The organism is Clostridium sp. CS1-1 (genome assembly GCF_056135525.1).
In genome coordinates this window covers 3792989-3817630 of sequence record NZ_CM148680.1, presented here as the reverse complement: position 1 = coordinate 3817630, position 24642 = coordinate 3792989, and the positions used below count along the sequence as shown (strand labels likewise).

At 30.6% G+C, this 24642-nt stretch carries 22 protein-coding genes and 1 pseudogene; 20 read left to right on the top strand and 3 right to left on the bottom strand.

Translation table 11 applies throughout. The annotated features are described in order from the left end of the window. Nucleotides 1-94: 94 nt before the first annotated feature. From AC0N0V_RS17945 to scpB, 17 genes are all read left to right on the top strand, one after another. Nucleotides 95-982 (top strand): polyprenyl synthetase family protein, encoded by an 888-nt coding sequence (locus tag AC0N0V_RS17945; protein ID WP_474459919.1) that lies wholly within the window; start codon nt 95-97, stop codon nt 980-982. 111 nt (nt 983-1093) lie between these two features. Continuing rightward, nucleotides 1094-2956 (top strand): 1-deoxy-D-xylulose-5-phosphate synthase, encoded by a 1863-nt coding sequence (gene dxs / locus AC0N0V_RS17940; protein WP_474459917.1) that lies wholly within the window; start codon nt 1094-1096, stop codon nt 2954-2956. A 2-nt stretch (nt 2957-2958) separates the two neighbouring features. Beyond that, entirely contained in the window at nt 2959-3798 is an 840-nt protein-coding gene (locus AC0N0V_RS17935; RefSeq protein ID WP_474459914.1) for a TlyA family RNA methyltransferase, read from the top strand. Next, complete coding sequence (locus AC0N0V_RS17930; protein ID WP_474459912.1) at nt 3795-4658, top strand: NAD(+)/NADH kinase; 864 nt, start codon at nt 3795-3797, stop codon at nt 4656-4658. Before AC0N0V_RS17935 ends, AC0N0V_RS17930 begins: the two co-directional genes overlap by 4 nt. Beyond that, a complete protein-coding gene (locus AC0N0V_RS17925; RefSeq protein WP_474459910.1) occupies nt 4645-5094 on the top strand; it encodes an arginine repressor in 450 nt (149 codons plus the stop codon). The genes AC0N0V_RS17930 and AC0N0V_RS17925 overlap by 14 nt, the downstream gene beginning before the upstream one ends. A gap of 16 nt (nt 5095-5110) precedes the next feature. Continuing rightward, the gene (gene recN, locus AC0N0V_RS17920) at nt 5111-6817 is read left to right on the top strand and encodes a DNA repair protein RecN (RefSeq protein ID WP_474459908.1); all 1707 of its coding nucleotides are present in this window, start codon (nt 5111-5113) and stop codon (nt 6815-6817) included. Nucleotides 6818-7009: 192 nt separating this feature from the next. Then, a complete protein-coding gene (spoIVB, locus tag AC0N0V_RS17915; RefSeq protein ID WP_474459906.1) occupies nt 7010-8224 on the top strand; it encodes a SpoIVB peptidase in 1215 nt (404 codons plus the stop codon). Nucleotides 8225-8465: 241 nt separating this feature from the next. Beyond that, the gene (spo0A, locus tag AC0N0V_RS17910) at nt 8466-9281 is read left to right on the top strand and encodes a sporulation transcription factor Spo0A (protein WP_474459904.1); all 816 of its coding nucleotides are present in this window, start codon (nt 8466-8468) and stop codon (nt 9279-9281) included. 276 nt (nt 9282-9557) lie between these two features. Beyond that, a complete protein-coding gene (locus AC0N0V_RS17905; RefSeq protein WP_474459902.1) occupies nt 9558-9749 on the top strand; it encodes a hypothetical protein in 192 nt (63 codons plus the stop codon). A 362-nt stretch (nt 9750-10111) separates the two neighbouring features. Then, on the top strand, nt 10112-10633 hold the full coding sequence (locus AC0N0V_RS17900; protein ID WP_474459900.1) for an NUDIX hydrolase: 522 nt from the start codon (nt 10112-10114) through the stop codon (nt 10631-10633). 120 nt (nt 10634-10753) lie between these two features. Further along, nucleotides 10754-11404, top strand: a complete 651-nt coding sequence (gene spoIIM / locus AC0N0V_RS17895) for a stage II sporulation protein M (RefSeq protein ID WP_474459898.1) — start codon at nt 10754-10756, stop codon at nt 11402-11404. Next, entirely contained in the window at nt 11401-11631 is a 231-nt protein-coding gene (locus tag AC0N0V_RS17890) for an endonuclease III (protein ID WP_474459897.1), read from the top strand. Before spoIIM ends, AC0N0V_RS17890 begins: the two co-directional genes overlap by 4 nt. Nucleotides 11632-11657: 26 nt before the next feature. After that, entirely contained in the window at nt 11658-12536 is an 879-nt protein-coding gene (xerD, locus tag AC0N0V_RS17885) for a site-specific tyrosine recombinase XerD (RefSeq protein ID WP_474459894.1), read from the top strand. A 123-nt stretch (nt 12537-12659) separates the two neighbouring features. Beyond that, on the top strand, nt 12660-13832 hold the full coding sequence (locus AC0N0V_RS17880) for a phosphopentomutase (RefSeq protein WP_474459892.1): 1173 nt from the start codon (nt 12660-12662) through the stop codon (nt 13830-13832). A gap of 434 nt (nt 13833-14266) precedes the next feature. Beyond that, the gene (locus tag AC0N0V_RS17875; RefSeq protein ID WP_474459890.1) at nt 14267-15457 is read left to right on the top strand and encodes a D-alanyl-D-alanine carboxypeptidase family protein; all 1191 of its coding nucleotides are present in this window, start codon (nt 14267-14269) and stop codon (nt 15455-15457) included. Between the two features lie 311 nt (nt 15458-15768). Then, a complete protein-coding gene (locus AC0N0V_RS17870; protein ID WP_474459888.1) occupies nt 15769-16536 on the top strand; it encodes a segregation/condensation protein A in 768 nt (255 codons plus the stop codon). Beyond that, nucleotides 16517-17110, top strand: coding sequence for an SMC-Scp complex subunit ScpB (scpB, locus tag AC0N0V_RS17865; protein ID WP_474459886.1), 594 nt, complete (start codon nt 16517-16519; stop codon nt 17108-17110). Before AC0N0V_RS17870 ends, scpB begins: the two co-directional genes overlap by 20 nt. Before the next feature lie 121 nt (nt 17111-17231). Here the strand turns inward: scpB and ytfJ are convergent, their stop codons facing one another. Further along, complete coding sequence (gene ytfJ / locus AC0N0V_RS17860; protein WP_474459884.1) at nt 17232-17705, bottom strand: GerW family sporulation protein; 474 nt, start codon at nt 17703-17705, stop codon at nt 17232-17234. A gap of 18 nt (nt 17706-17723) precedes the next feature. Further along, nucleotides 17724-18260 (bottom strand): DUF2953 domain-containing protein, encoded by a 537-nt coding sequence (locus tag AC0N0V_RS17855; protein ID WP_474459882.1) that lies wholly within the window; start codon nt 18258-18260, stop codon nt 17724-17726. 145 nt (nt 18261-18405) lie between these two features. Here AC0N0V_RS17855 and AC0N0V_RS17850 point away from each other — a divergent pair, with 145 nt between their 5' ends. Further along, nucleotides 18406-19539 (top strand): D-alanyl-D-alanine carboxypeptidase family protein, encoded by a 1134-nt coding sequence (locus AC0N0V_RS17850; protein ID WP_474459880.1) that lies wholly within the window; start codon nt 18406-18408, stop codon nt 19537-19539. A gap of 202 nt (nt 19540-19741) precedes the next feature. Here the strand turns inward: AC0N0V_RS17850 and AC0N0V_RS17845 are convergent. Further along, nucleotides 19742-21345: pseudogene (locus AC0N0V_RS17845) on the bottom strand (sodium/proton-translocating pyrophosphatase). A 1494-nt stretch (nt 21346-22839) separates the two neighbouring features. Here AC0N0V_RS17845 and AC0N0V_RS17840 point away from each other — a divergent pair. Together AC0N0V_RS17840 and rsxC are read left to right on the top strand one after the other, a co-directional pair. Continuing rightward, entirely contained in the window at nt 22840-23253 is a 414-nt protein-coding gene (locus tag AC0N0V_RS17840) for a SoxR reducing system RseC family protein (RefSeq protein WP_474459878.1), read from the top strand. Nucleotides 23254-23318: 65 nt separating this feature from the next. Continuing rightward, on the top strand, nt 23319-24641 hold the full coding sequence (rsxC, locus tag AC0N0V_RS17835) for an electron transport complex subunit RsxC (protein WP_474459876.1): 1323 nt from the start codon (nt 23319-23321) through the stop codon (nt 24639-24641). The last annotated feature ends 1 nt before the right edge of the window (nt 24642 follow it).

Genomic DNA, 24642 nt, shown 5'->3' with positions numbered 1-24642 from the left:
TAGAGATTAGTACTTAAAGACCTCCTATAAAAAGATTTGATATATCAAGAACAACTCATTATTTTAGTAATAAGCATGAATGGAGAAATGTGATATGAGTAATGAAAAGCAAGTCACAATTGAAACTTTAAAGAATGAAATTGAAACTTGGCTCGGAGAGTATTTTCACGGGAAGGGCTCCCATAATAAAAAGGTTTATGAGGCTATGGCATATAGTATAAATGCTGGTGGTAAAAGGATAAGACCTTTACTTTTCACACTAACTTATATGTTGTATAAAGAGGATTATAAAAAGGTTTTACCAGTTGCTGCATCCATCGAGATGATTCATACTTATTCTTTAATTCATGATGATTTACCTTGTATGGATAATGATGATTTAAGAAGAGGAAGACCAACAAACCATAAGGTTTTTGGTGATGCTATAGCGGTGCTTGCAGGAGATGGACTTTTAAACGAAGCGATGAATATTATGTTTAAATATTGCATGGATAAAGATAAGAATGAGTTAAGAGCTTGTAGCATAATATCAGAGAGCTCTGGAGCAGATGGAATGATAGGAGGTCAAACTGTTGACATTCTAAGTGAAAATATTAAGATACCTATAGACCAGCTTTATTATATGCACAGTAAGAAGACTGGTGCATTAATAAAAGCTTCTATATTGGCAGGTGCAATTCTTGGTGGTGCCAGTGAGGTAGAATTGAAAAGTCTAGATTATTTTGGACAAAAACTAGGCTTAGCATTCCAGATAAAAGACGATATCCTAGATAGAGTAGGAGATACTGAAATTTTAGGAAAAACAGCTAAAATTGATATTGACAATAATAAGACTACTTTTATTACAGCTTATGGATTAAATAAATGTATAGAAATGTGTAATTCACTTACAGGTGAATGCATAGAGGTATTAGAAAACCTAAAAGGCGATACTTCTAAATTAAAAGAATTAACACTATTTTTGTTAAATAGAGAAAAGTAATTGAGTTTATAACTTGTGTTAAATTAATACTTTTAGCGCAAGTTTAAATTCATATTTTAATAATAGATGTGGTATAGAGTTAAACATATTTAAAAAAAGGATAGATGAAAAATGCCTAATTTACTTGAAAATTATAAGGATATTAATGACATCAAGAGTTTGTCTCTAAAGCAGAAGGTGCAACTTGCCGATGAAATAAGACTATTTTTAACGGATACTGTTTCGAAGACAGGAGGTCATCTTGCATCCAATCTTGGAGTTGTAGAGTTAACTTTAAGTTTATTTGATGTATTTGATTTAAATAAGGATAAACTTATTTGGGATGTAGGGCATCAAGCTTATGTACATAAAGTACTCACTGGGAGAAAGGATAAGTTTGATACATTAAGACAGTTTGGAGGATTAAGCGGTTTTCCAAAGAGTAGTGAAAGTATATACGACTTTTTTGAAACAGGACATAGTAGTACATCTATTTCTGCTTCACTTGGAATGGCCAGGGCTAGAGATTTGAGAAAAGAGAAACATGATGTAGTTGCAGTTATAGGGGATGGTGCTTTAACTGGAGGCATGGCATTAGAAGCATTAAATGATGTAGGTTACAGAAAAACAAAGTTAATTATAATATTAAATGATAATCAGATGTCTATAGCTAAAAATGTAGGAGGAGTATCTAGTTATCTAAGTAAGATAAGGCTTGATCCTAAATATAACAAACTAAAAGAAGAAGTAGAATATGCAATAAAGAAAATACCTAATATAGGAAAAGGTATGGCAAAGTACTTAGAGAGAATAAAAAATGGTATAAAGCAAATGGTAGTGCCTGGAATGTTCTTTGAAGAGATGGGAATAAAGTATTTAGGACCTATAGATGGGCATAATATTAAAGAGTTAACAGAGGTATTATCTAAAGCAAAAAATATAAATGAACCAGTTATTATACATGTAATAACTAAAAAAGGAAAAGGGTACGAGTTCGCAGAAAAGAACCCAGGAAAATTTCATGGTATAGGACCTTTCCACTGCGATAGTGGGGAACTATGTGTTACTTCTAGTGAAAACTATTCAAAAGCCTTTGGTAGTGAATTAGTTGATCTTGCTAAAGATAACAAAGATATAGTGGCAATAACTGCAGCTATGAGAGATGGTACGGGCCTTAAAGAGTTTTCAGAAAGGTTTCCAAATAGGTTTTTTGATGTTGGAATTGCAGAGCAGCATGCAGTAACATTAGCAGCTGGTATGTCAAAACAAGGATTAAAGCCTGTATTTGCAGTGTATTCCACCTTTCTTCAAAGAGCATATGATCAATTATTGCATGATGTGTGCATTCAAAAACTTCCAGTTATATTTGCTATCGATAGAGCTGGTATCGTTGGGGACGATGGGGAGACTCATCAAGGTGTATTTGATTTGTCATATTTAACTCAGATGCCTAATATGACAGTTATGTCTCCTAAATGTATACCTGAACTTAAAAACATGCTAAAATGGGCAGTTAATCAAAGCTATCCTATAGCTATTAGGTACCCAAGAGGAGGAGACAATGATAAACTAACATTGGAGCCTTTAAAGAGTTTTAGACATGGAGCTTGGGAAACTATATATAACGAAGGAAAAATAGCAATAATTGCACAGGGTAAGATGGTTCAACATGCAGTTAAAGTGAGAGAAAAACTAAAGGGTGATGGAATTAGTGTTAGGATTATAAATGCTTGTTTTATAAAACCTTTGGATAAAAGAGTGCTTGAAGACTTGGTGGAAGAAGGAGTCAACATAGTAACTGTAGAAGATAATGTAGTACGAGGTGGATTAGGATCATATATACTAGAGTATGTAAATACTTTAGATAAAAAAGTAAAAGTTTTAAACCTCGGATTTAAAGATGATTTTATTCCACATGGGAAAACTGATATCTTGTATAAATTATACGGGTTAGACCCAGATGGAATTATAAAAAGTATCTTGAAAATAGTTTAAAGGTGAAGGAGTTTGCTATGTCGGAAACAAAAGAGAGAATAGACGTATTATTAGTTACAAGAGGGATTTTTTCTTCAAGAGAGAGAGCTCGTGCTAGTATTATGGCTGGGCAAATATTTGTTGATGGTCAAAGGGTTGATAAGTGTGGAGAAAAGATTAAGGAGAGTTCAAATATTGAGTTTAAAGGGGAAGAATTACCATTTGTAAGTCGCGGGGGATTAAAACTCCAAAAAGCTGTCCAAAATTTCAATATAGATTTAAATGATAAGGTTTGTTTAGATATTGGAGCATCTACTGGAGGTTTTACAGACTGTATGCTTCAAAATGGAGCAAAAAAAGTTTTTTCTATAGATGTTGGCTATGGTCAGTTTGCATGGAAGCTTAGAATTGACCCAAGGGTTGTTTGTATGGAAAGAACAAATATAAGATATGTGACGTTAGAGAACTTAGGTGAACATGCAGATTTTGCGAGTATAGACGTATCTTTTATATCTTTAAAAAAAGTAGTTCCTACTGTTATAAATTTGCTTAATGAGAGTGGAAGAATAATGGCCTTAATCAAGCCTCAGTTTGAAGCAGGAAGAGAGAAAGTTGGAAAAAAAGGAGTTGTAAGAGAAAAATCAACTCATAAAGAAGTTATATATGGAATAGTAGATTTTATTAAAGAGAATAATCTAAAGGTAATCGCATTAGATTTCTCACCGATAAAAGGACCAGAAGGAAACATGGAATACTTAATATATTTTACTAAGGAAAATGACTATGATGAAATCTTTAAAAATGAGGATGTTGAAAATATAGTTAACTTAGCGCATAAGGAGCTTAATGGGGAGGCACTATGAAGAATATAGGTATTAATGTGAATACGACAAAGGATCCGAATAGGGATACGTTACACTTAATTATGGATGCTATTAAAAGAGAAGATAAAAACGTTAATATTAAAGTTTATAATGATGGTAATGGATTAGATAAAACTGAAAGTTCCAATTTGGATGTAATTATAGTTCTTGGTGGGGATGGAACTATATTAAGTACTTTAAAGCAAATGCACAAATATAGCATTCCTATTTTAGGAATTAACATAGGACATCTAGGATTCTTGGCACAGGTTGATGGATTAGATATAGATTCTGCTATTAGGAATCTATTTGAAAATAACTATGAAATTGAAGAGAGAACAATGATTGAGTGTAGCTATGATGAAAATGGAACTCAAAAAAAATATAGTGGGTTAAATGATGTAGTTTTATACAAAGCTCTTTCATCAAGAATACAGAAGTATGAAGTGCTTATAAATGATAAATATTATAATACTTTCAATGCAGATGGGTTTATTATATGCACTTCAACCGGTTCAACTGCATACAATCTATCTGCAGGAGGACCTATAATACATCCAGAGCTTGATACTTTAGCTTTAACTCCGATGTATTCTCAATCTCTTGCTTCAAGGACTATTGTAATAGATGGTAATAGTAATATATCAGTTAGGGTTAGAAGGGATAATGAAAGTATATTTTTATCAGTTGATGGTCAGGAATGGATAGAAACTGATAGTACTAAGACAATAAATATAACAAGGTCAAAACATAAATGTAGGCTTTTAAGGCTTTGTAATAATGACTATTTTACTACGTTAAGAAAAAAAATTACGTATAGGGCGAAGGAATGTGAAGGTGAAGTATATGAAGGTAACTAGACACTCAAAGATACTAGAAATTATAAATTCAAAGGACATTGAAACCCAAGAAGAACTTGCAGAAGAGCTTAGAAAAAGTGGGATGGACGTCACTCAGGCTACAGTTTCAAGAGATATAAAGGAATTAAAATTGATAAAAGTTTTATCAGATAAAGGCAGGTATAAGTATGCTACTATAATGCATACTGAAAATTTTTTATCAAACAAGTTGGTTACTATTTTTACTCAAACGGTGATTAGTGTTGAGAACGTTGACAATTTTGTAATAATAAAAACGATATCCGGTTCAGCCTCTGCAGCTGCAGAAGCTATTGACTCATTAAATTTTGATGGAATAGCAGGAAGCCTTGCTGGTGACAATACTATATTTGTGCTTGCAAGAGATGCTGAAAAAGCATATACAATAACTTCTAAGATGAAAAAAATGATTACATAGCAGGAGGCTTTTATTTATGCTTCTTCAATTAAATATAAAAAACTTTGCACTAATAGAGAATTTAACTATATCCTTTGATAAAGGATTTAATGTACTTTCAGGTGAAACTGGATCAGGAAAATCTATATTAATAGATGCAGTTAACTTTGTTCTTGGGAGTAAGTTTAATAAGGACTTAATCAGAACAGGAGAAAATAAGACTTTTGTTGAAGCTGTTTTTACTATAGAAAACCCTAAAACGATTGAACTACTTAAAGAATTAGATGTAGAGATAGATGATTTAGTTATAATAAGCAGGGAAACTTTTCAAACAGGCAAAAGCATCGCAAAGGTTAACGGAAAATCGATTCTGCTATCTACACTAAAACTCGTATCTAGTACATTGTTAGACATTCATGGTCAGCATGAGAATCAGAACTTATTGGCGGCAGAGAATCATATTGTTTATGTAGATTACTATGGAGAACGTAATATTAAAAGTATATTGGATAACTATAAAGATAAATATACGGAGTTAAATGCTGTAGGAAATAAAATATCCGAGCTTTTAGGCAAAGACGGAGACAGAGAGAAACTAATAGATTTTCTAAAATATCAAATAGATGAGATAAATTCTGCTAACTTAAAAGAAAATGAAGAAGAAGAATTGGAAGAAAAATATAGACTTCTCTCTAATGCAGAAAAAATAAATAAAACTTTAAATTCAGGCTATCAAAATCTTTACAATGGAACAGAAGATTCACTTTCTATTTATGATAACTTAGGCGGAATAATAAGAGAGTTAGCTTCTTTAGAAAATAATTTACCTAAGATTAAAGACATATGTAGTTTACTCCAGGATGCATACTATAATATAGAAGGAAGTATAGAACAGATCAGGAGTATAAAAGAAGATATTTATTATGATGAAAATGAGTTAGAGTACATAAATAGTAGAATATATCAGATAAATGGCTTTAAGAAGAAGTATGGAAAAGATGTAAAGGAAATTCTTCAGTATAGAGATAAAATTAATACTCAATATGAAGAATTTATAAATAGTAGCGAAATTATAGAAAGTTTAAAGAAACAAAAGAATAAATTAGTAGAAGAACTAAATATTATAGGTCAAAGGTTACATGATGAGAGATGTAAGATAGCGGAAAGTTTAGAAGTAAAGATAAAAGGCGAGCTAAATTTTGTTGGTCTAGAGAAAAGTGTATTTAAAATAAATGTGGAATTTGAGGATAAGTTTACTTCTAGTGGTATGGATAAAGTCCAATTTTGCATATCTACAAATCCTGGTGAACCTTTAAAACCGTTGGAAAAGGTTGTATCTGGAGGAGAGCTTTCGAGAATAATGCTTGCGCTTAAAACAGTATTTGTAGATAAGGATAGAATACCTTCTGTTATATTTGATGAAATTGATACTGGAATTAGTGGAAGGATTGCTCAATGTGTAGCAGAAAAGATGTATTCAATATCTAACAAACATCAAGTGTTTTGTGTAACACATCTTCCTCAAATCGCTTGCATATCTGATACTCATTACTGGGTATCAAAAGAAGTTAAAGAGGAAAAAACTTACACTAGAGTAAGGAAAATGAATAAAGAAGAAAAAGAATATGAAATAGCTAAAATGATAGGGGGATCCGAAGTTACAAAACTTACCCTTGAGCATGCTAAAGAACTAATTAAAATGGCGGATTCTAAAAAACATGAATTAAGATTTGAAGCTTCCTAAGACTGCAATTATTTGCAGTCTTTTTTTTATTTTTTGAAAAATATTGTAATTAATTTTTAAAATAAGAAGCAAACTATTTATGTCTAAAAATCAAAGTATTAACTATAAATGAAAGTTTATAGTAGCATAATAAAATATTCAAAAGGGCAACTTAAAAATATAAAAAATGCTATTAAGACAGGAGGTTAAAGCATGGGCAAAAAAGTAAAGAGTATATTGTTCTGGGTGATAGTTCCTATCCTGCTTATAACATTTATTGCCTATTATAAGATTCAAAATATACCTACAACTATATTTATAAGAGAAGGTCAAAATGTAAAGTCGGATACTTTAGTTAAGGTATGTGAAAAAAATAGTAGGGGATTTAAAAATATAGTTGAAAAAGATAGAAGTGCTAGTGTTAATATTCTTGGTTTTTTTCCAGTAAAATCTGTCTCTATTAAAGCTGTCAGTAATGACATAGTTTTATATCCGGGAGGTCAGCCATTAGGCGTTAAATTAAATACAAAAGGAGTTTTAGTGGTAGCATTATCAGATATCAAAACTGAAAGTGGAAAGATATCCAGCCCTGCAGCAGTAGCAGGAATACAGGTAGGTGACAATTTAATAAAGATAAATGGTGTAGATATAAAAAATGCAGAACAAACACAGAAAGAAATAAATAATTCCGATGGAAAAGAATTAAAGGTTTTAATAGAAAGAAAAGGACAGCAATCAGAAAAAATCATAAAGCCGATCAAAAGTGATGAAGATAAAAATTACAAAGTAGGGCTATGGATAAGAGACTCTACAGCTGGAGTTGGAACCCTGACTTTTTACGATGAAAAAAGTGGTATGTTCGCTGCGTTAGGCCACCCTATAACAGATGTTGATACAGGAACTATTCTAAGTATAAATTCCGGAGAAATAGTTTCATCTTCTATTATTTCTGTTAAAAAAGGATTGAGAGGAAATCCTGGAGAGCTTAAAGGAGTATTTATTAATGAAGATTCGGTTTTAGGAAAAATTCATAAAAATACTGAATGTGGCGTTTTTGGAAAAAGCAATACTAAATTGGTAGGAAAGAACTGTAAGCCTATGAAGGTTGCATTAAGGAATGAGATTAAAGTAGGGCCAGCTAAAATATTAACCACAGTAGACGGCGATGATCCTAAGTTATATGATATACAAATAGAAAAACTCTTATCTCAAGATGAACCAGGACCAAAGAGCATGGTAATAAGAGTTACAGATCCAAAACTATTAGAAAAAACAGGTGGGATTGTTCAAGGGATGAGCGGAAGTCCGATTATACAAGACAACAAGATAGTAGGTGCAGTAACTCACGTTCTTATAAATAAACCTGATGTTGGATATGGAATATATATAGAATGGATGCTTAAAGATGCTAATATTTTATCAAAATAAAGTAATAAAAAAGTTTTTATATCAAAAATAGAAAAAATATTAATAAAAAGTTAAAATATAAGTAAAAAGTATGGTAAAATAAAAGTAAATCATTGTATAATAAGATAGCACAATATTGTGCTATCTTTTAAAATGGGATTTTAGTAAAAAGTTCTGCTTATAAGAAGGATTTAAAATTCTTTTGTCGAATGTATTATTTGTAAGGATATGGAAATTAATAAGATAAAGGGGAGTAATAAATATGGAAGAATCAAAAATAAGTGTAATTATTGCAGATGATAATAAAGAGTTTTGTAATATTCTTAACGATTATCTGTTAAATCAGAGAGACATTGTTGTTACTGGCATAGCGAAAGATGGGGTGGAAGCTTTAAAACTTATCGAAGAAAGAAAACCTGATTTAGTTGTGTTAGACATAATTATGCCACATCTTGATGGTCTTGGAGTTTTAGAAAGATTAAATAGTATGAACATAAGCCCTATGCCAAGAATAATAGTTCTATCAGCAGTTGGACAGGACAAGATTACTCAGAGAGCTATTACCCTTGGAGCAGATTATTATGTTGTAAAGCCATTTGATATGGATGTATTTACTAAAAGAATTAGACAAATGTTTAACAATACTATAAGCAGTGGGGAAGAAACAAAAAAGACTATTTCAATAATAGATACAACTGAAATTAAGTTCACTAAGAACGAGCCAACAAACTTAGAACAGGAAATAACAAATATTATTCATGAAATAGGTGTGCCAGCTCACATTAAAGGATATATGTATTTAAGGGAAGCTATAACTATGGTAGTAAATAATATGGAACTTTTATCGGCGGTTACAAAGGAACTATATCCTAATATAGCGAAAAAATATAATACTACTGCGAGTAGGGTAGAGAGAGCTATAAGACATGCTATTGAAGTTGCATGGTCCAGAGGTCAAGTTGAAACAATTAATAAAATATTTGGGTATACTATACATAATGATAAAGGCAAGCCAACAAATTCAGAGTTCATAGCAATGGTTGCTGATAAATTAAGACTAAAAAATAAAGTAAGTTAAAAAATAAATTATATATATTTAAATCTTATATTTTCCTATAAATAAATCTATAAAGATCTTTTAAATTTAATGATATATTGCTTATAAGCTATAAAACATCTTTGTTCATTAACTAATGAATAAAGATGTTTTACTTTATAACTAAATAATAAATATGAAAAAAGGGTAGATTATCATAGATATATAATTTCGTCTTACTATTTTTTATAATAAAGATCTTATTAAAATTCTAAAATACTATTTAAGAACATACTATTTAACAAGGAAGGTGATAAGATGAGAATTGAATTAGAAGTAGAGGAAATTAGAAATATAGAAAATTTAATTATAAGTAGAATCAATGACCTTAGAGAAAGGCTTATAGATGATGCTGATAAAGAAGATGAGCTAAGAGAAATAATAAGATATTATAAAAAACTTATAAAAAAAATAGATAATCAAACGCAGCTGAATAATAGAATTAATTGAAATGAAAAAATATCATTATATAAATGTTAAACTTTAGTGTAAAGTTTTAGCCTTTTAAAGCATACATTAATATGAATTATAATAGTAATCAAAAACTTGATTATAATATAGATAAGGAATAGGTGTTGAAAAATGTTTTACTAGCAAGCCCTTAGGTAAGTCCTAAGGGTATTCTAATTTTAGAGTGTAAAATGTTGACTTTAATATTAGGAAGGTTTTATTTTGAATGAAGTTATTGATGTTCCTTTAATTGACAATTATAGGTTGAAAGTATAAAATTAATATATTAAATTAAGAGAAATAAATTAAATTAATTACAATAGATTAAACTTAAAAGATTTAATATTTTGGAGGTATTTACAATGGATTTCACTGAAAGAACGATAGAAAGTAAAAATATATTCAAAGGTAAGGTCATCGATGTAAACATACATACTGTTAAGCTTCCAAATGGAAAAGAAGCAACAAGAGAAATTGTAAATCATTCTGGTGGAGTAGCCGTAATTGCTTTCAAGGATAAAGATACTGTATTGTTAGTGGAACAGTTTAGGAAACCAATAGAAAGAAATCTTTTAGAAATACCTGCAGGTAAGATTGAAAAGGGTGAAGACATAGAGTTATGTGGTATAAGAGAACTTGAAGAGGAAACGGGGTATAAAGCTAGTGAGTTTAGGTTTCTTGGTAAAGTAGTTACCAGTCCAGGATTTTGTGACGAGTATATATACATCTATAAAGCTGAGGGGTTATATAAAGGTCAAGAAAATTTAGGAGATGAAGATGAATTTATAAATTTAAGAGAGGAAAAAGTATACAAAATAAAAGAAATGATAAAAAGCGGTGAAATTATAGATGCTAAAACAGTAAGTGCATTTATGTTATTATAGCAAAAATATTTTACTTATTGCTTCAATATTTTTGTAAGTGTGAACATTATTTGATATCATATAACTCCTTTGTTTGTCATAAATATTAAAAAGGTGATTAAACAAAAGGGGGATAAAATAATGTCAGAGAACAAATTTTTAGGTGTTATAAACAAACATGTACAGAATAATTTTTGGCTTTACGTTGTAAGTCTCTTATGTGTATGTATTGGTGTAGTTCTAGGGATATACAGTGTTAGATATATGGGAGGCTTTGAAAAAAGTGATCTTTTAAGTTATCTTAAAAATTTCAGTACCACTGTTAATTCGGATGGATTAAACTACAAAAATATTTTTGTTGAAACCATGAGAAGCAATATACCAATTTTAATGGCCGTATGGTTCCTTGGGCTTACTATGATAGGGATACCTGTTATATTAATTATAGATGTAATAAAGGGCTTTACTATAGGCTTTACTATAAGCTTTGTAATAAATGGAATGGGTATAGAGGGAATGTGGTTTTCACTTCTAGGTGTATTACCTCAAAATATCATTTATGTTCCATGTATAATATTTGCATCTGTACTTGCTATGGAATTTTCCTTAACCATACTTAAGGATAGAACCAACAGACAATGGACATCTAATATATGGGTTAGAGTTACATCATATTCAATTTCATTTCTATTAGTTACTATTGTTATGTTTTTAGGATTTTTTATGGAATCCTATATTACTCCAAACATGGTTAAGTTTATAATAGCTGGTATGGGAAGTGCTATAATATGAGTATTAATAAAGAGTTTTATGATTTTATAGTAGTAGTTTTAAAGTGTTTTTTTATTTTAATATTTTTTGGACTACTTTTACCAAAGATATTAGATTTTGTCTTGTATTATTATATATGTAAACCCAATGTTTATGATAACAGCATACTTGTTCATAACATAGTAAATAAAAACCTTGATATAATTTATAATTATATTACAGTTTTTAAAGAGTTTTTAAGATTTTAAAAAAGCTTCAAGAGTAGGAGAATGCTATGAGTAACTTTTTATTAAAATACATAGAAGATTTGGAGAGGAAGCACGTAAGTAAAAATACATTAGATGCCTATGTTAGAGATATAACTAGATTTATTGGTTTTACAAAAGAAAGAAAAGAAAAGATAGAAGAAATTGAAGTAGTAACAGTAATGGCATATGTTCAGTACTTACAAAAGGATGGAAAAGCAGTTTCATCTATTGTAAGAAATATTGTTTCATTAAGAAATTTTTATAAATATTTAATGAAGAAGGGGATCGTGAATGACAACCCTGTAGTTAATTATCAAATACCCAAAATTAAGCATAATATTCCTAAAACCTTAACGGTAGATGAGGTAGACAAGTTACTTTCAGAACCAGACTTAACCATAAATAAAGGAATACGGGATAAGGCTATGCTTGAGGTTATGTATGCTACAGGAATTAAGGTGTCAGAACTCTTAAATTTAACTATTTATGATGTTAATTTAAAGTTATCTTATATTAAGTGCAAGGGCTCCAAAGAGCAAGAAAGGATAATCCCTATAGGAACTTATGCTGTGAGATGTTTAGAAAATTATTTGAAAATAAGGCCTGAAATAAATACCTATAATTTAGATTTACTTTTTTTAAACTTAAAAGGTGTACAAATGACAAGACAAGGGTTTTGGAAAATAGTTAAATATTATGCTAATGAAGCTTCTATAGATAAAACAATTAATTCATTTACTCTTAGACATTCATTTGCAGTACATCTACTTGAAAATGGAGCGGATATTAAATCGGTACAGGAATTGTTAGGACATAAAGGCTTATCCGCTACCCAAATATACTCTAACATTTCAAGGAAGAGTAAGATAGCAGAAGTTTATAAAAATTCTCATCCTAGAGCGTAAATGGTTCAGCTTTGCTGAACCTTATTTTTACTTTATTAATATTTATACCACTATTAGCAATACTAATTATAAGAAAATACTATAAATTTAACTGTTTTAATAGTAAAGGAAAGGAAGATAGATATGGTAAAAAGAGTAATATTAATTGTTCTTGATAGTGTAGGAATAGGAGCACTTCCAGATGCATCAAATTACGGAGATTTAGGAAGTGATACTTTAGGTAACATTTCAAAAGCTATTGGAGGCATAAAATTACCTAATATGGAGCATATGGGACTAGGTAATATAACAGGTATAAAAAACATTAATAGAACTGAAAACCCAACTGGAGCATTTGGTAAATGCGCTGAACTGTCTATAGGGAAAGATACTGTAACAGGACACTGGGAAATTGCTGGTGTTATACTAAGAGAACCTCTTAACACATATCCTAATGGTTTTTCAGAGGATATAATAAAAGAATTTGAAGAAAAGATTGGAAGAAAAATTATTGGAAATAAAGTAGCATCAGGTACAGAGATAATTAAAGAATTAGGAGAAGAGCATATAAAGACAGGATATCCAATAGTCTATACATCAGCTGATAGTGTATTCCAAATAGCCGCTCACGAAGAAGTAATTTCCTTAGAAGAACTATATAAAATGTGTAGAATAGCTAGAGAAATGTTTGTTGGAGAGAAGGCAATAGGAAGAATAATAGCAAGACCTTTCGTTGGTGGAAAAGGTCAATTTACAAGAACAGCAAACAGACGGGATTTTGCACTAGATCCGTTTGATAAAACAATGTTAGACTACGTAAAGGAAAAAGGTCTTAGTGTAATGGCTGTAGGCAAGATAGAAGATATTTATAATAAAAAGGGAATAACAGATGCTATTCATATCAATGGCAATATGGATGGCGTTGATAAAACTTTAGAGTATATGAAAGAGAATAAGGCAGGGCTCATATTTACAAATCTTGTGGATTTTGATATGCAATATGGTCATAGAAATGACTTTAAAGGCTATGCTAAAGCATTGGTAGATTTTGATAATAGAGTTCCTGAAATTATCTCTAGTATGAATGACGAGGATATTTTAATACTGACTGCTGACCATGGCTGTGATCCTACTACTGAAAGCACAGATCACTCAAGAGAGTATGTTCCTGTTATCACATATGGTAAACAAATTAAGAGTAGTGTAAATATTGGAATAAGAAAGTCTTTTTCCGATATAGGAAAAACTGTGTTAGATTTATTAAATGTAGAGAATAGTCTTTATGGAGAAAGTTTTGCGAAGGAAATATTAAAATAAAAGGAGAGTGCGACTTAATCTAGATTTGGAAACCTGTTTGAAGAGTAGGTTTATAGTGTTACGTCAGCCCTCACTTCAGGAAAAGACTCTAATACTAATTCACCTTTAAAAGCTCCAATATTTTTCAATGTTTTCTTACAGAAAACTGTGAAAAATATTGGAGCTTTTAAGTCAATTAGTATTAGATATGGTATTACCCTTGCAAATTAATACAAGGACAAGCTATTTAAATTGAAACAATAACTCAGCGCGTTAGGACCCTAGTTTATTTTAATTTAGTACTATATCATAAGAAGTTTCTATATAACATGCCGTAATTTAAGATTAAGTCGCACCTAGATACTCTTGCAAACTACCTTCATATGTTTTAAATAATTGTCATAATATTATTAAATTCGGGAGAAAATACAATTGAAGGAAGGAGGAAATAGAAAATGAAAAAAAGTAGAAAGCCTTTAGTTAGCTTATTATTAACTTTAGTTTTTGTAATGGGTATTTTTGTAAAACCAGTGAAGGGTGCTCCAGTGCAGGACTCAAAATCTCAGGAGAGCGGAATAAATGTTGATGCAAGGTCTGCGCTTCTTATGGAACCTACAACCGGTAAGGTGTTATTTGACAAAGGGGCACATGAAAAGCTTCCACCAGCTTCTGTTACAAAAGTTATGACCATGTTATTAACTATGGAAGCAGTGGATTCTGGAAGAATAAAAATGTCTGATAAGGTAACTTGTAGTGAAAATGCAAAAAAGATGGGTGGAAGTTCTATGCTTCTGGATACTGGAGAAGTTAGAACTGTAGAAGATTTAATAAAAGGAATAGGAATTGCATCTGGAAATGATGCAGCAATGGCAATGGCTGAGTATCTTGGTGGAAGTGAAGAGGCCTTCGTAAAGCTTATGAATGAAAGAGCTGAGCAACTTGGAATGAAGGATACGACATTTAAAAATTGCACAGGATTAAGTGCTCCAGGTCATGTAACTACAGCTTATGACATAGCAATAATGTCTAGGGAGTTATTAAAACACCCTACTATTTTAAAGTACACAGGAACATATATGGAAACTATATCTGAAGGAAGAAGAAGTCCTATAGGACTAGTAAACCATAACAAATTAGTAAGGTTTTTTAAAGGCTGTGATGGTTTAAAAACAGGATTTACAGATGAGGCGAAATACTGTATATCAGCAACTGCCACTAGAGATGGAGTGAGAATGCTAGCAGTAATAATGGGATCTCCTAGCTATAAGGTCAGAAATAAAGATGCTAGTATGCTTATGAATTATGGTTTTTCAAAATTTGAAGCTAAAAAGTTATTTGTAAAAGGTACAGACGTAGAAAAAGTAGCTCTAAACAAGCAAGGAGATAGATTCTTCATAGCTAAGTCTGCAGAAGATTTTAACATAGTAATGGAGAAAGGGCAGGATAACAAAATAACTAAAAAAACTGTTATAGAAAAAGATAAAAAAGAATTTAAGGCTAATGAAATAGTTGGATATTGTGAGATTTGTATAAATGGAGAGGTAGCTGGAAAAGTTAAACTTTATAGTGATAGAGATGTTAAAAAGGCTGGTATCTTTGGTAATCTAAAGGATAATTTTGTAAGAATCCTTGATAGAGGAGTCTAAGAACTAATTTATATCAGTATTATTTACTTTACTATTAATAATAGAAACTAAAAAATGGTTCATAAAAATGCTAGATAGTTATAAGTAATTATTTTAGCATTATTAGTGAACCATTTATTTTTATTCCAAGGGTAACTCTTCAATACTATTATAATGGTTTTAAATATAAAAGAGATATTTCGACAAAAAGTGTAAAATAGTTGACTAACTTGTCAATACTATGGATAATTATTATATATATCAATTACTAGATAGTACATAATCAATTTATAAAGGGAATATTAAACGATTAGTTTAGGAGAGATTACCAAATGTCTTTGAATATAAAAATAACGAATTTTCAGGGCCCTTTTGATCTATTACTTCATCTTATTAAGAAAAATAAGATGGACATTTATGATATAAAAATATATGAAATTACAAACCAATATTTAGAGTATATACATACTATGGAAGATATGGACCTTGAAGTTACATCGGAGTTTATAGTTATTGCAGCAACTCTTATTGAGATAAAGTCCAAGTTATTACTTCCAAAGCCTAAGAATGATGAGAATGCTGTAGATGTAGATGAGCAAGACCCAAGAAAAGAATTAATAGACAAGCTTATCCAGTATCGAAAGTTTAAATCAGCGGCTCTATTTTTAAAGGATAGGGAACAGGGTACGGGGAGGATGTTTAGTAAAAAGCCTGAAATAATAGAAGAGAAAAAGAAAAGTATAGAACCAAAAGATTTTTTGAAAGGGGTTACTATGCTTCAATTGTACGAGTTATATAATAATCTTATACTACTTTATGGAAATAAATTAAATACGGTTAATGTAATCAATAAAGAAATTTCTGTAGATAGGTATAAAATTGAGGATAAAATGGAGTATCTAAGACAAAGTATAGAGATTGGTAGAAAGATTCCATTTTCAAATATTGCAAATAAATGTTCTTCAAGAATAGAAATAGTAGTAACTTTTCTTGCGTTATTGGAGTTAATGAAACTTAGATTTGTCACAGTAGTACAAGAGAGTAATTTTAATGAAATTTATGTAGAAAGGACAAATGAGAATGAAGAAGAAAAATATTAATCAAATAGAAATAGAAGAGGCTTCATCTACAAATATATATTTTTCAATAATAGAATCACTATTGTTTGTATCTGGAGAACCACTCGAAATAAAACAAATAGCATCAGTGATAGAATCAAGTGTAAACTTTACAAAAGAGCTGTTAAAGCAAATGATAGAAATATATGAAGTTGAAAATAGAGGTATAAAAATAGTAAATACAAATGATAGGTATAGTTTTGTTACTAAGCCTCAAAATAGCGAGTATATTGAAAGACTTTTAGAAACGAATTCAAGACAGTCTTTATCGCAGGCCGCCCTGGAAACATTAGCAATTATAGCTTACAAGCAGCCTATAACAAGAATAGATGTAGACGAAATAAGAGGAGTAAAAAGTGAGAAAGCTATTTCAACTCTTGTAGAAAAAGGATTAATAAAAGAGTCAGGTAGGCTTGATGTTCCCGGTAGACCTATACTATATGGTACTACAGAAGAGTTTTTGAAATATTTTGGATTACAAACCATTGGTGAAATGCCAGGGCTTGAAGAGCTTATTGGAGAATTCAACATAGATGAAGAAAAACTTAATGATTAGAAGAGAAACCTAATGATTAGAAGAACTTAAAGTTAAAAAGTTAGTTTAGGTAATATCCTATTTGTTATATCTACAATAAGTTAGGAGTTAGTAATTAACTTATTGTAGATATGTAATAACTTTATTCAGCGTCTGTTGTTAGTTTTTGTTCATCAGTCTCACTACAGCAGGAATCTTCTTTAGATTCTTTATTTGCACTATCGTTATTATCTTTTCTGTCCTTAGAACACATCATTCCTTTAATATAATCCATCACTTGAGGGATTGAATCAACTATTTTATCATAGGTGTTTTGATGATCTAAGGAGAGAAGTTTAGTGGAATCACCTTTCGTAACAAGAAAAGCTATAGGTCTAACAGTTACTCCTGCACCAGATCCACCACCAAAAGGAAATTTTGAATCGGTCGCGTCTGTATTAGAAGCATTGAATTCACTTCCACCAGAAACAAATCCGAAAGAAACCTTTGATATTGGAATAATTAAAGATCCATCTTTAGACTCAACAGCATCGCCAACTATAGTGTTGACATCTATCATTTCCTTAAGATTTTCCATAGTATTTTTTAATAAATTGTCAATAGGATGATTATCCATGAAAAATTCCTCCCTTAATTATGTATTAGCTAGATTCGTTTTTTTAGCTTCATGAAGATGTTTTATTATTATATATGATATATAAATAACTTTAGCCAAATTAACAATAATTATACTATTAATTTCTAGTGCTAAAACAAACTTGTTAAATTCAGGATGTACATTTATATCGCTTTCTTTTACCTTAAATAATGCGTTTATTAACTGAATTATTATAGGATAAAAGGAAGTAACAAAACCATGAAATAAGGCGGTATAGGCGGCATTATCAAGGCCATAGATAGCGTCTAATTTAATTTTAAGTGAAGGCTTATACTTAATGTCATCCATGATATCTAATGCAATTTTTAATGTATTCTTAATTTTAGGAACCTCATCTTCTTTTTTATCAATAGTACGATTAACTTTTTTTCTAGCAAGAAATATTTTATCAGTTAAATTCATATTATAAACATAGAAATTAAATTTATTATCAATGTAGCTTACTTTAATCTTAATTGGAATTGGAATAAAGATTAAAGTAATTAAAACAATTAAAATTATAATAAAAAGCATGTCATATCCTCCATTTTTATATCCATTTATAATTATAACCATATACGGTATTTATATAACAATATGGAAGAAATTTAAAGATTAATTTATAAGTTTTAAGAAAAAATATATTATAGGAATTATAAAGTTTGGAGGATGATGATTAATGAAAAGAAGGATGAAACTCTTACGGTCCTTAATTATAGCTGTAGTCATAATAGTCTTTTCCATACCTTCTAATGTAAATGCTAAAAACCCTAATAATAAACCAGTAAAGGAAAATAATAATAAGAATTTGGTTGTAGATGCTAGGTGTGCTATAGCATTAGATAGCAAATCTAAGGTAGTGCTATATGAAAAAAACTCATATGAATTAGTTCCGATGGCTAGTACCACTAAAATTATGACCACACTAGTTGCTTTAAAATATGGAGACTTAGATAAAGAATTTGATATATCATCAAAATCAGCAGGAATAAGAGGTTCTATTGTAGGATATAAGAAGGGAGATAAGATTACTTTAAAAGAATTATTATTTGGATTAATGTTAAGATCAGGAAATGATGCGGCTATAGCAATTGCAGAAGGGATTAGCGGAAGTGTAGAAGAATTTGCTAAGCTTATGAATGAGTATGCTGGTGAAATAGGTATTATTAATACTCATTTCCAAACACCTCATGGATTAGATAATGATGAACATTATTCTACAGCATATGATTTAGCTCTTGTTACTGCAAAGGCACAAGAGAATAAATTATTCAATGAGATAGTAAGTGCAAAAGATGTAGATGCAAAAACATATGGATTCACAAGAAGCTATCATAACATAAATAAAATATTATGGGAATTACCAGAGGCTACTGGAGTTAAAACTGGTTATACAGGCAAAGCAGGAAAGTGTTTAGTAACCTCTGCTAAAGTACAAGGAAATGACGTTATAGTAGTAGTTCTTAATTGTACACCTAGGTGGAAGGAAACGAAAAGAATTTATGATTACGTAGGAAAAAACTATGAATTTAAAAAAATGTTTGCAAAAGGAGATAATGTGGGAGAAGTGGTTTTGAGTAAAGGCACTATAAAGTTACAATGTGCTGATGATGTAGTTATACCAGCTAAAAATGGGGTTGAGTATACTGTGAAAATTATAAAACCAGAAAAAGTAACTTCTTCAGTCAATAAAGGTGATAAAATAGGAAAGATAGGTATATGTGCTGATGGCCAAATGATATACAGCAATCATTTGCAAGCGGTCAATAGCTATAAGGTTAGAAAGTTTCCTAAAATATTTTTTATGAAATAGTCTTTAATTAGTTGACAATTGACAGTAGATAGTTAAGGTTGATATGGCTCTAATTTTATCTAAGATAAAATTAGAGCCATATTTTGCTGTAGGTAAAACGAGCTCTAAAGAAATTAAATTTTTTCCTACGTAGGAGGAAAAGCTTCCTTAACTGTCAATTATCAACTTCAATTTTGAACTCTTAACTCTTAGAACCTTAATCCTACCTAAATAACGCTACCAGAACTAAGGTAAGCGTAGTAATGAGCTTTATTAAAACATGTAGTGATGGACCAGCAGTATCCTTAAATGGGTCACCTACAGTGTCGCCCACAACTGCTCCTTTATGAGTATCTGATTTTTTCCCTCCAAGGTTTCCGAGTTCAATAAATTTTTTAGCATTATCCCAAGCCCCACCACCATTGTTTAGGAAAAGGGCCATTATAACACCGGTTATAGTACATACTAGTAAGAAACCAGCAGCTGCTTCTTTGCCTAACAACATTCCAACAATAATTGGAGCTGCTATGGGAATAATACCTGGCAAAATCATCTCTTTTAAAGCACCTTTTGTAACTATATCAACACAATTGGCATAATCAGGTTTTGAAGTACCTTCTAATATACCTGGTATCTCTTTCAGTTGTCTTCTTACTTCTAATATTACATACTGAGCAGCTTTTCCTACAGCACGAATAGCTGTAGAAGCAAAAAGATATACTACCATTGCTCCAAGAAAAGCACCTATGAATACTTCAGTTTTTCCAATGTCTACAGCAAACCAAGAATCTAGAGGCCTACCAAGTATATTCTTAACTTGTTCTAAATATGCAAAGAATAATAAAAATGTAGCGAGAGCGGCAGAGCCGATTGCATACCCTTTGGTTAGAGCTTTTGTTGTATTTCCGCAAGCGTCTAATTTATCTGTAATAAGTCTTATTTCTTCTGGCGCACCTGACATTTCTACAATACCACCAGCATTGTCTGTAATTGGACCAAAGGTATCCATACCTTCCATCCGAAGATTGGATATAATGCAACTCCTAAAATCATAGCGCCGATGTTCTCAGCGGCAGTGGATTCGAAAAGGTCTGCACCTCTTCCGGCACAATCACCAACATTATCACCTACAAGGTCTGCTATAACGGCAGGGTTTCTTGGGTCATCTTCAGGAATTCCGGCTTCTACTTTTCCTACTAAGTCAGCTCCAACATCTGCTGCCTTAGTGTAAATCCCTCCACCTAGCTGTGCAAAAAGAGCAACAAAAGATGCTCCAAATCCAAAACCAACTAATAAGGACGGAGACTCCTTAATCAAAACATCGCTACTCGACATACCACCAAAAAGTAGAAATAATACTGTTACTCCTAGCAGCGAAAGAGATGTAACGGCAAGTCCAGTAACAGCGCCACCTCTGAGAGCAATAGTTAAAGCTGAATTTAACCCTTTTTTAGCACCAGCAGCAGCTCTTATGTTTGAGTTAACAGCCATATACATTCCGATATAACCGGAGATTCCTGAACATAAAGCACCAGTTATAAAGGCTATACCAATATGCCATGAATATTTGACTGCTATAGCTGAACCTTTGGATAAGTTGCCATAATAATTAGCTATGATAATCAGGGCGGCTGTTATAATAGCTAGGTATAATATAGTTTTGTATTGCCTTTTCATAAAAGCCATGGCACCTTCTCTAATTGCATCTGAAATACTTTGCATTTGATTTGAACCTTTATCTTGGGAAAATATAAATTTGATCAAAAATAGTATTACTACAAGTGAGATGAGGATAGATGAAAAGATAATAAAAAGGTAAGAACTCAATACAAACAACTCCTTTATTATTAGTAACATATAACTAAGAAAGTTATATTGTACAATATATAAATATGCTGTAGTGGATAAAAATACACATAATTATATAAATAAAGTAACACTTATTGAATTTGAGAAGTGAGGAAACTAAAAATAATCACGAATAGTTAACTATTAAAATCTAATATCAAATTATCAAAATGATAAAAAACTTATATATTAATTTGTTTTCTACTAAATTATACTATCAAAATGATAATTATTTATCGCTTTGATAAATCAGCAAGCTAAATTTAAATTATAAGTTTGTTCTTGGAGGGTGAAAAAACATTAGATATAGTTTTTTAAAGGAATATCATTCTTAGTAATCTGAATTTTTATATATTTATTGTTTTAGAAGTAATTTTAAAGGAATGAACTTATGTAATATTTTAAAGTTGTGGCATATTTATTGCTACGATATTTATAAGTAAAATAAATACTATATCAATAAGTGAAACAATAAGTGAAAAATTAAAAATAAATAATAAATAAAAAAATAACTATTAAAACTAATTTTGATAGTTATTAATAGAAATAAATATGTTTCATAAATGGATAAAAAATAGTATAACAATTACTTAATATTTATTATAATAAGCTGTAATTTTAAGTTTAAATATTATTTAAAATTGCAAAATAGTAATAGAACACCTTTGAAAAAACACTGATAAAGGAAATTTTGTATATACTTCAATATAGTATATATATGGAAAAATGAAATAAGTATAAGTAAAATAAATCATCTTACTGATAAATGTTAAAAAAATAACAAGAAGTTCTTTGAAAGACAAATAGTGATGAGTATATGGCAAAGTTTGACACGAATATAACAATGTTATTTTTGATATTATTTATTGAATGAGTAAAACAAAGATAAATTTATAAACAAAAATAAAAATGGAGAATAATGATAATGATAATCACTCAATATTCAGAAAAAGGTACTTTCGAATTTACACAAAATTCATAAGTTCAAGAAAACATTTTTTAAAATTTCAATTAAAAGGAATAATAAAATAAAGAAATACCCTATATAAAGAATATTCTGAAATTATGGAAAGGATCTGTTCTAGGAATTCTCAATATAGAAATTATAAAAAATATTTATCATATTAATGAATGTTAGTCGAATTTTTAGAAGTGTTAGCATAAAGGTATCGCTGGTATATGTTGTAATTAAACTTTTAACAAGTATAATTACAATTATAAGAGATGAAAGTTACAGAAGATGTCTGAGTGTTGTATTTCAGATTATAAAAATGAAAGAATATAACCTTTAGTCTGCATAAAAACATTTAAGAAATATATAATATAATGTTAAGTATTTGTTAAAAGAAACAAAAGTTTTACTATAACAGGTTTTGGGGAATTTGTTTTTTTATATTAGTACAGTGTTTATACGATGAATGATACAGAATGAAATATAAGAAAAATTATCAATGATTTTTAAGGAGGATAAATATGAAAAAGGAGAATGAGGGAGTAGTTATCCAAGTCGATGGAGCTATAGCTAAAGTAAAAGCAAATAGACACGGGGATTGCAAAAATTGCGGTGCTTGTCCTGGTGATAATGCTACTGTTTTAGATGTTGAAAATTCACTTGGTGCAAAACCCGGACAAAGAGTAGTCTTTGAAATGAAAGAAACTAATATGTTAAAAGCAGCTTTTGTTGTTTATATATTACCTTTGATTGCTATATTTTTAGGCTCTATAGGCGGACTGTGGTTAGCACAAAAAATAGGCCAACCTATTAAGATATTTCAAATAGTAGGTGCCGTGCTAGGATTTATAGTATCAATAGCTTATGTAAAGGTTTTTGACAAATCAACGGGCAATGATAGTAAAATGAGGCCAGTAATCATACGTATCTTATAAAGTAGCTTTTAAATTTAAGAAGTACAAAAATTTATTTAAATATGTTGAAAGAGGTGTTTAAAAACATGCTAAAAAGTTTTCGTGGAGGAGTGCACCCAAGTGGCCATAAAAGTTATACGTCTGGTAAGAGTATTGAAGTAGCACCTTTACCAAGTAAAGTTGTTATTCCTACAAGACAACATATTGGTGCCCCTTGCTCACCGATAGTAAAGAAAGGTGACCTAGTTAAGAAGGGACAAGTTATTGCGAAAAATGATGCCTTTGTCTCAAGTAATGTCCATGCATCTATTTCAGGAAAAGTTATAGATGTTGCTGATTATCCGCATTCAGTATTTGGGAAGTGTCTATCTATTGTTATTGAAAACGATGGATTAGATGAATGGGAAGATGGAGTTCTAGTTGAACGCGATTGGCAGACTTTAAGTGCAGATGAAATACGTAGCATTATTCGTGAAGCTGGTATAGTTGGAATGGGTGGAGCTACATTCCCAACCCATGTTAAGCTTGCACCACCAAAAGATAAAAAAATAGATACTTTCATATTAAATGCAGCTGAATGTGAACCTTATTTAACAGCTGATCACAGAATGATGCTTGAGTATACAGATCGTATAGTTACAGGTGTTAAAATAGTAATGAAAGTATTAGATGTAACTAAAGGTTATGTAGGCATTGAAGATAACAAACCAGACGCAATAAGTGCTATGCAAAAAGCTTTTGAGGGAACTGGAGTGGAAGTTGTAGGACTGCCAACAAAGTATCCCCAAGGTGCTGAAAAGATGCTTATTAAAATGTTGACTGGTAAAGAAGTACCATCTGGTGGGTTACCAATGGAAGTGGGCGTAGTGGTTCAAAATGTAGGTACGGTAGTTGCAATCAATGATGCGGTTCTAAAAGGAATCCCATTAATTGAAAGAGTAACAACTGTTAGTGGTGGAGCAGTAAAAGATCCAAAGAACTTGTTATTAAGAGTAGGTACTTCATTTGCAGAAGCGATTGAGTGTTGTGGAGGTTTGGAAAAAGCTCCTGTAAAGATTGTATGTGGTGGACCTATGATGGGATTTGCTCAATCAAATTTAGATATAACAATTATAAAGGGAGTATCTGGAATTTTAGTACTAAGCAAAGAAGATGTTAACTCTGGTAAGGAGAAGGCATGTATTCGTTGTGGTAAGTGTGTAGATGCATGTCCAATGGGATTAAACCCAAGCATGCTTAGTATACTAGGAGAACGTAATCTTTTCGAGGAAGCAAAGGAAGATTTCAATCTCTTAGACTGTGTAGAATGTGGAAGTTGTGTTTTTGGTTGTCCAGCTAAACGTAATATTGTGCAGTACATCAGATATTGTAAGGCGCAAAATGCAGCAGCACAAGCTGCAAAAAAGTAGG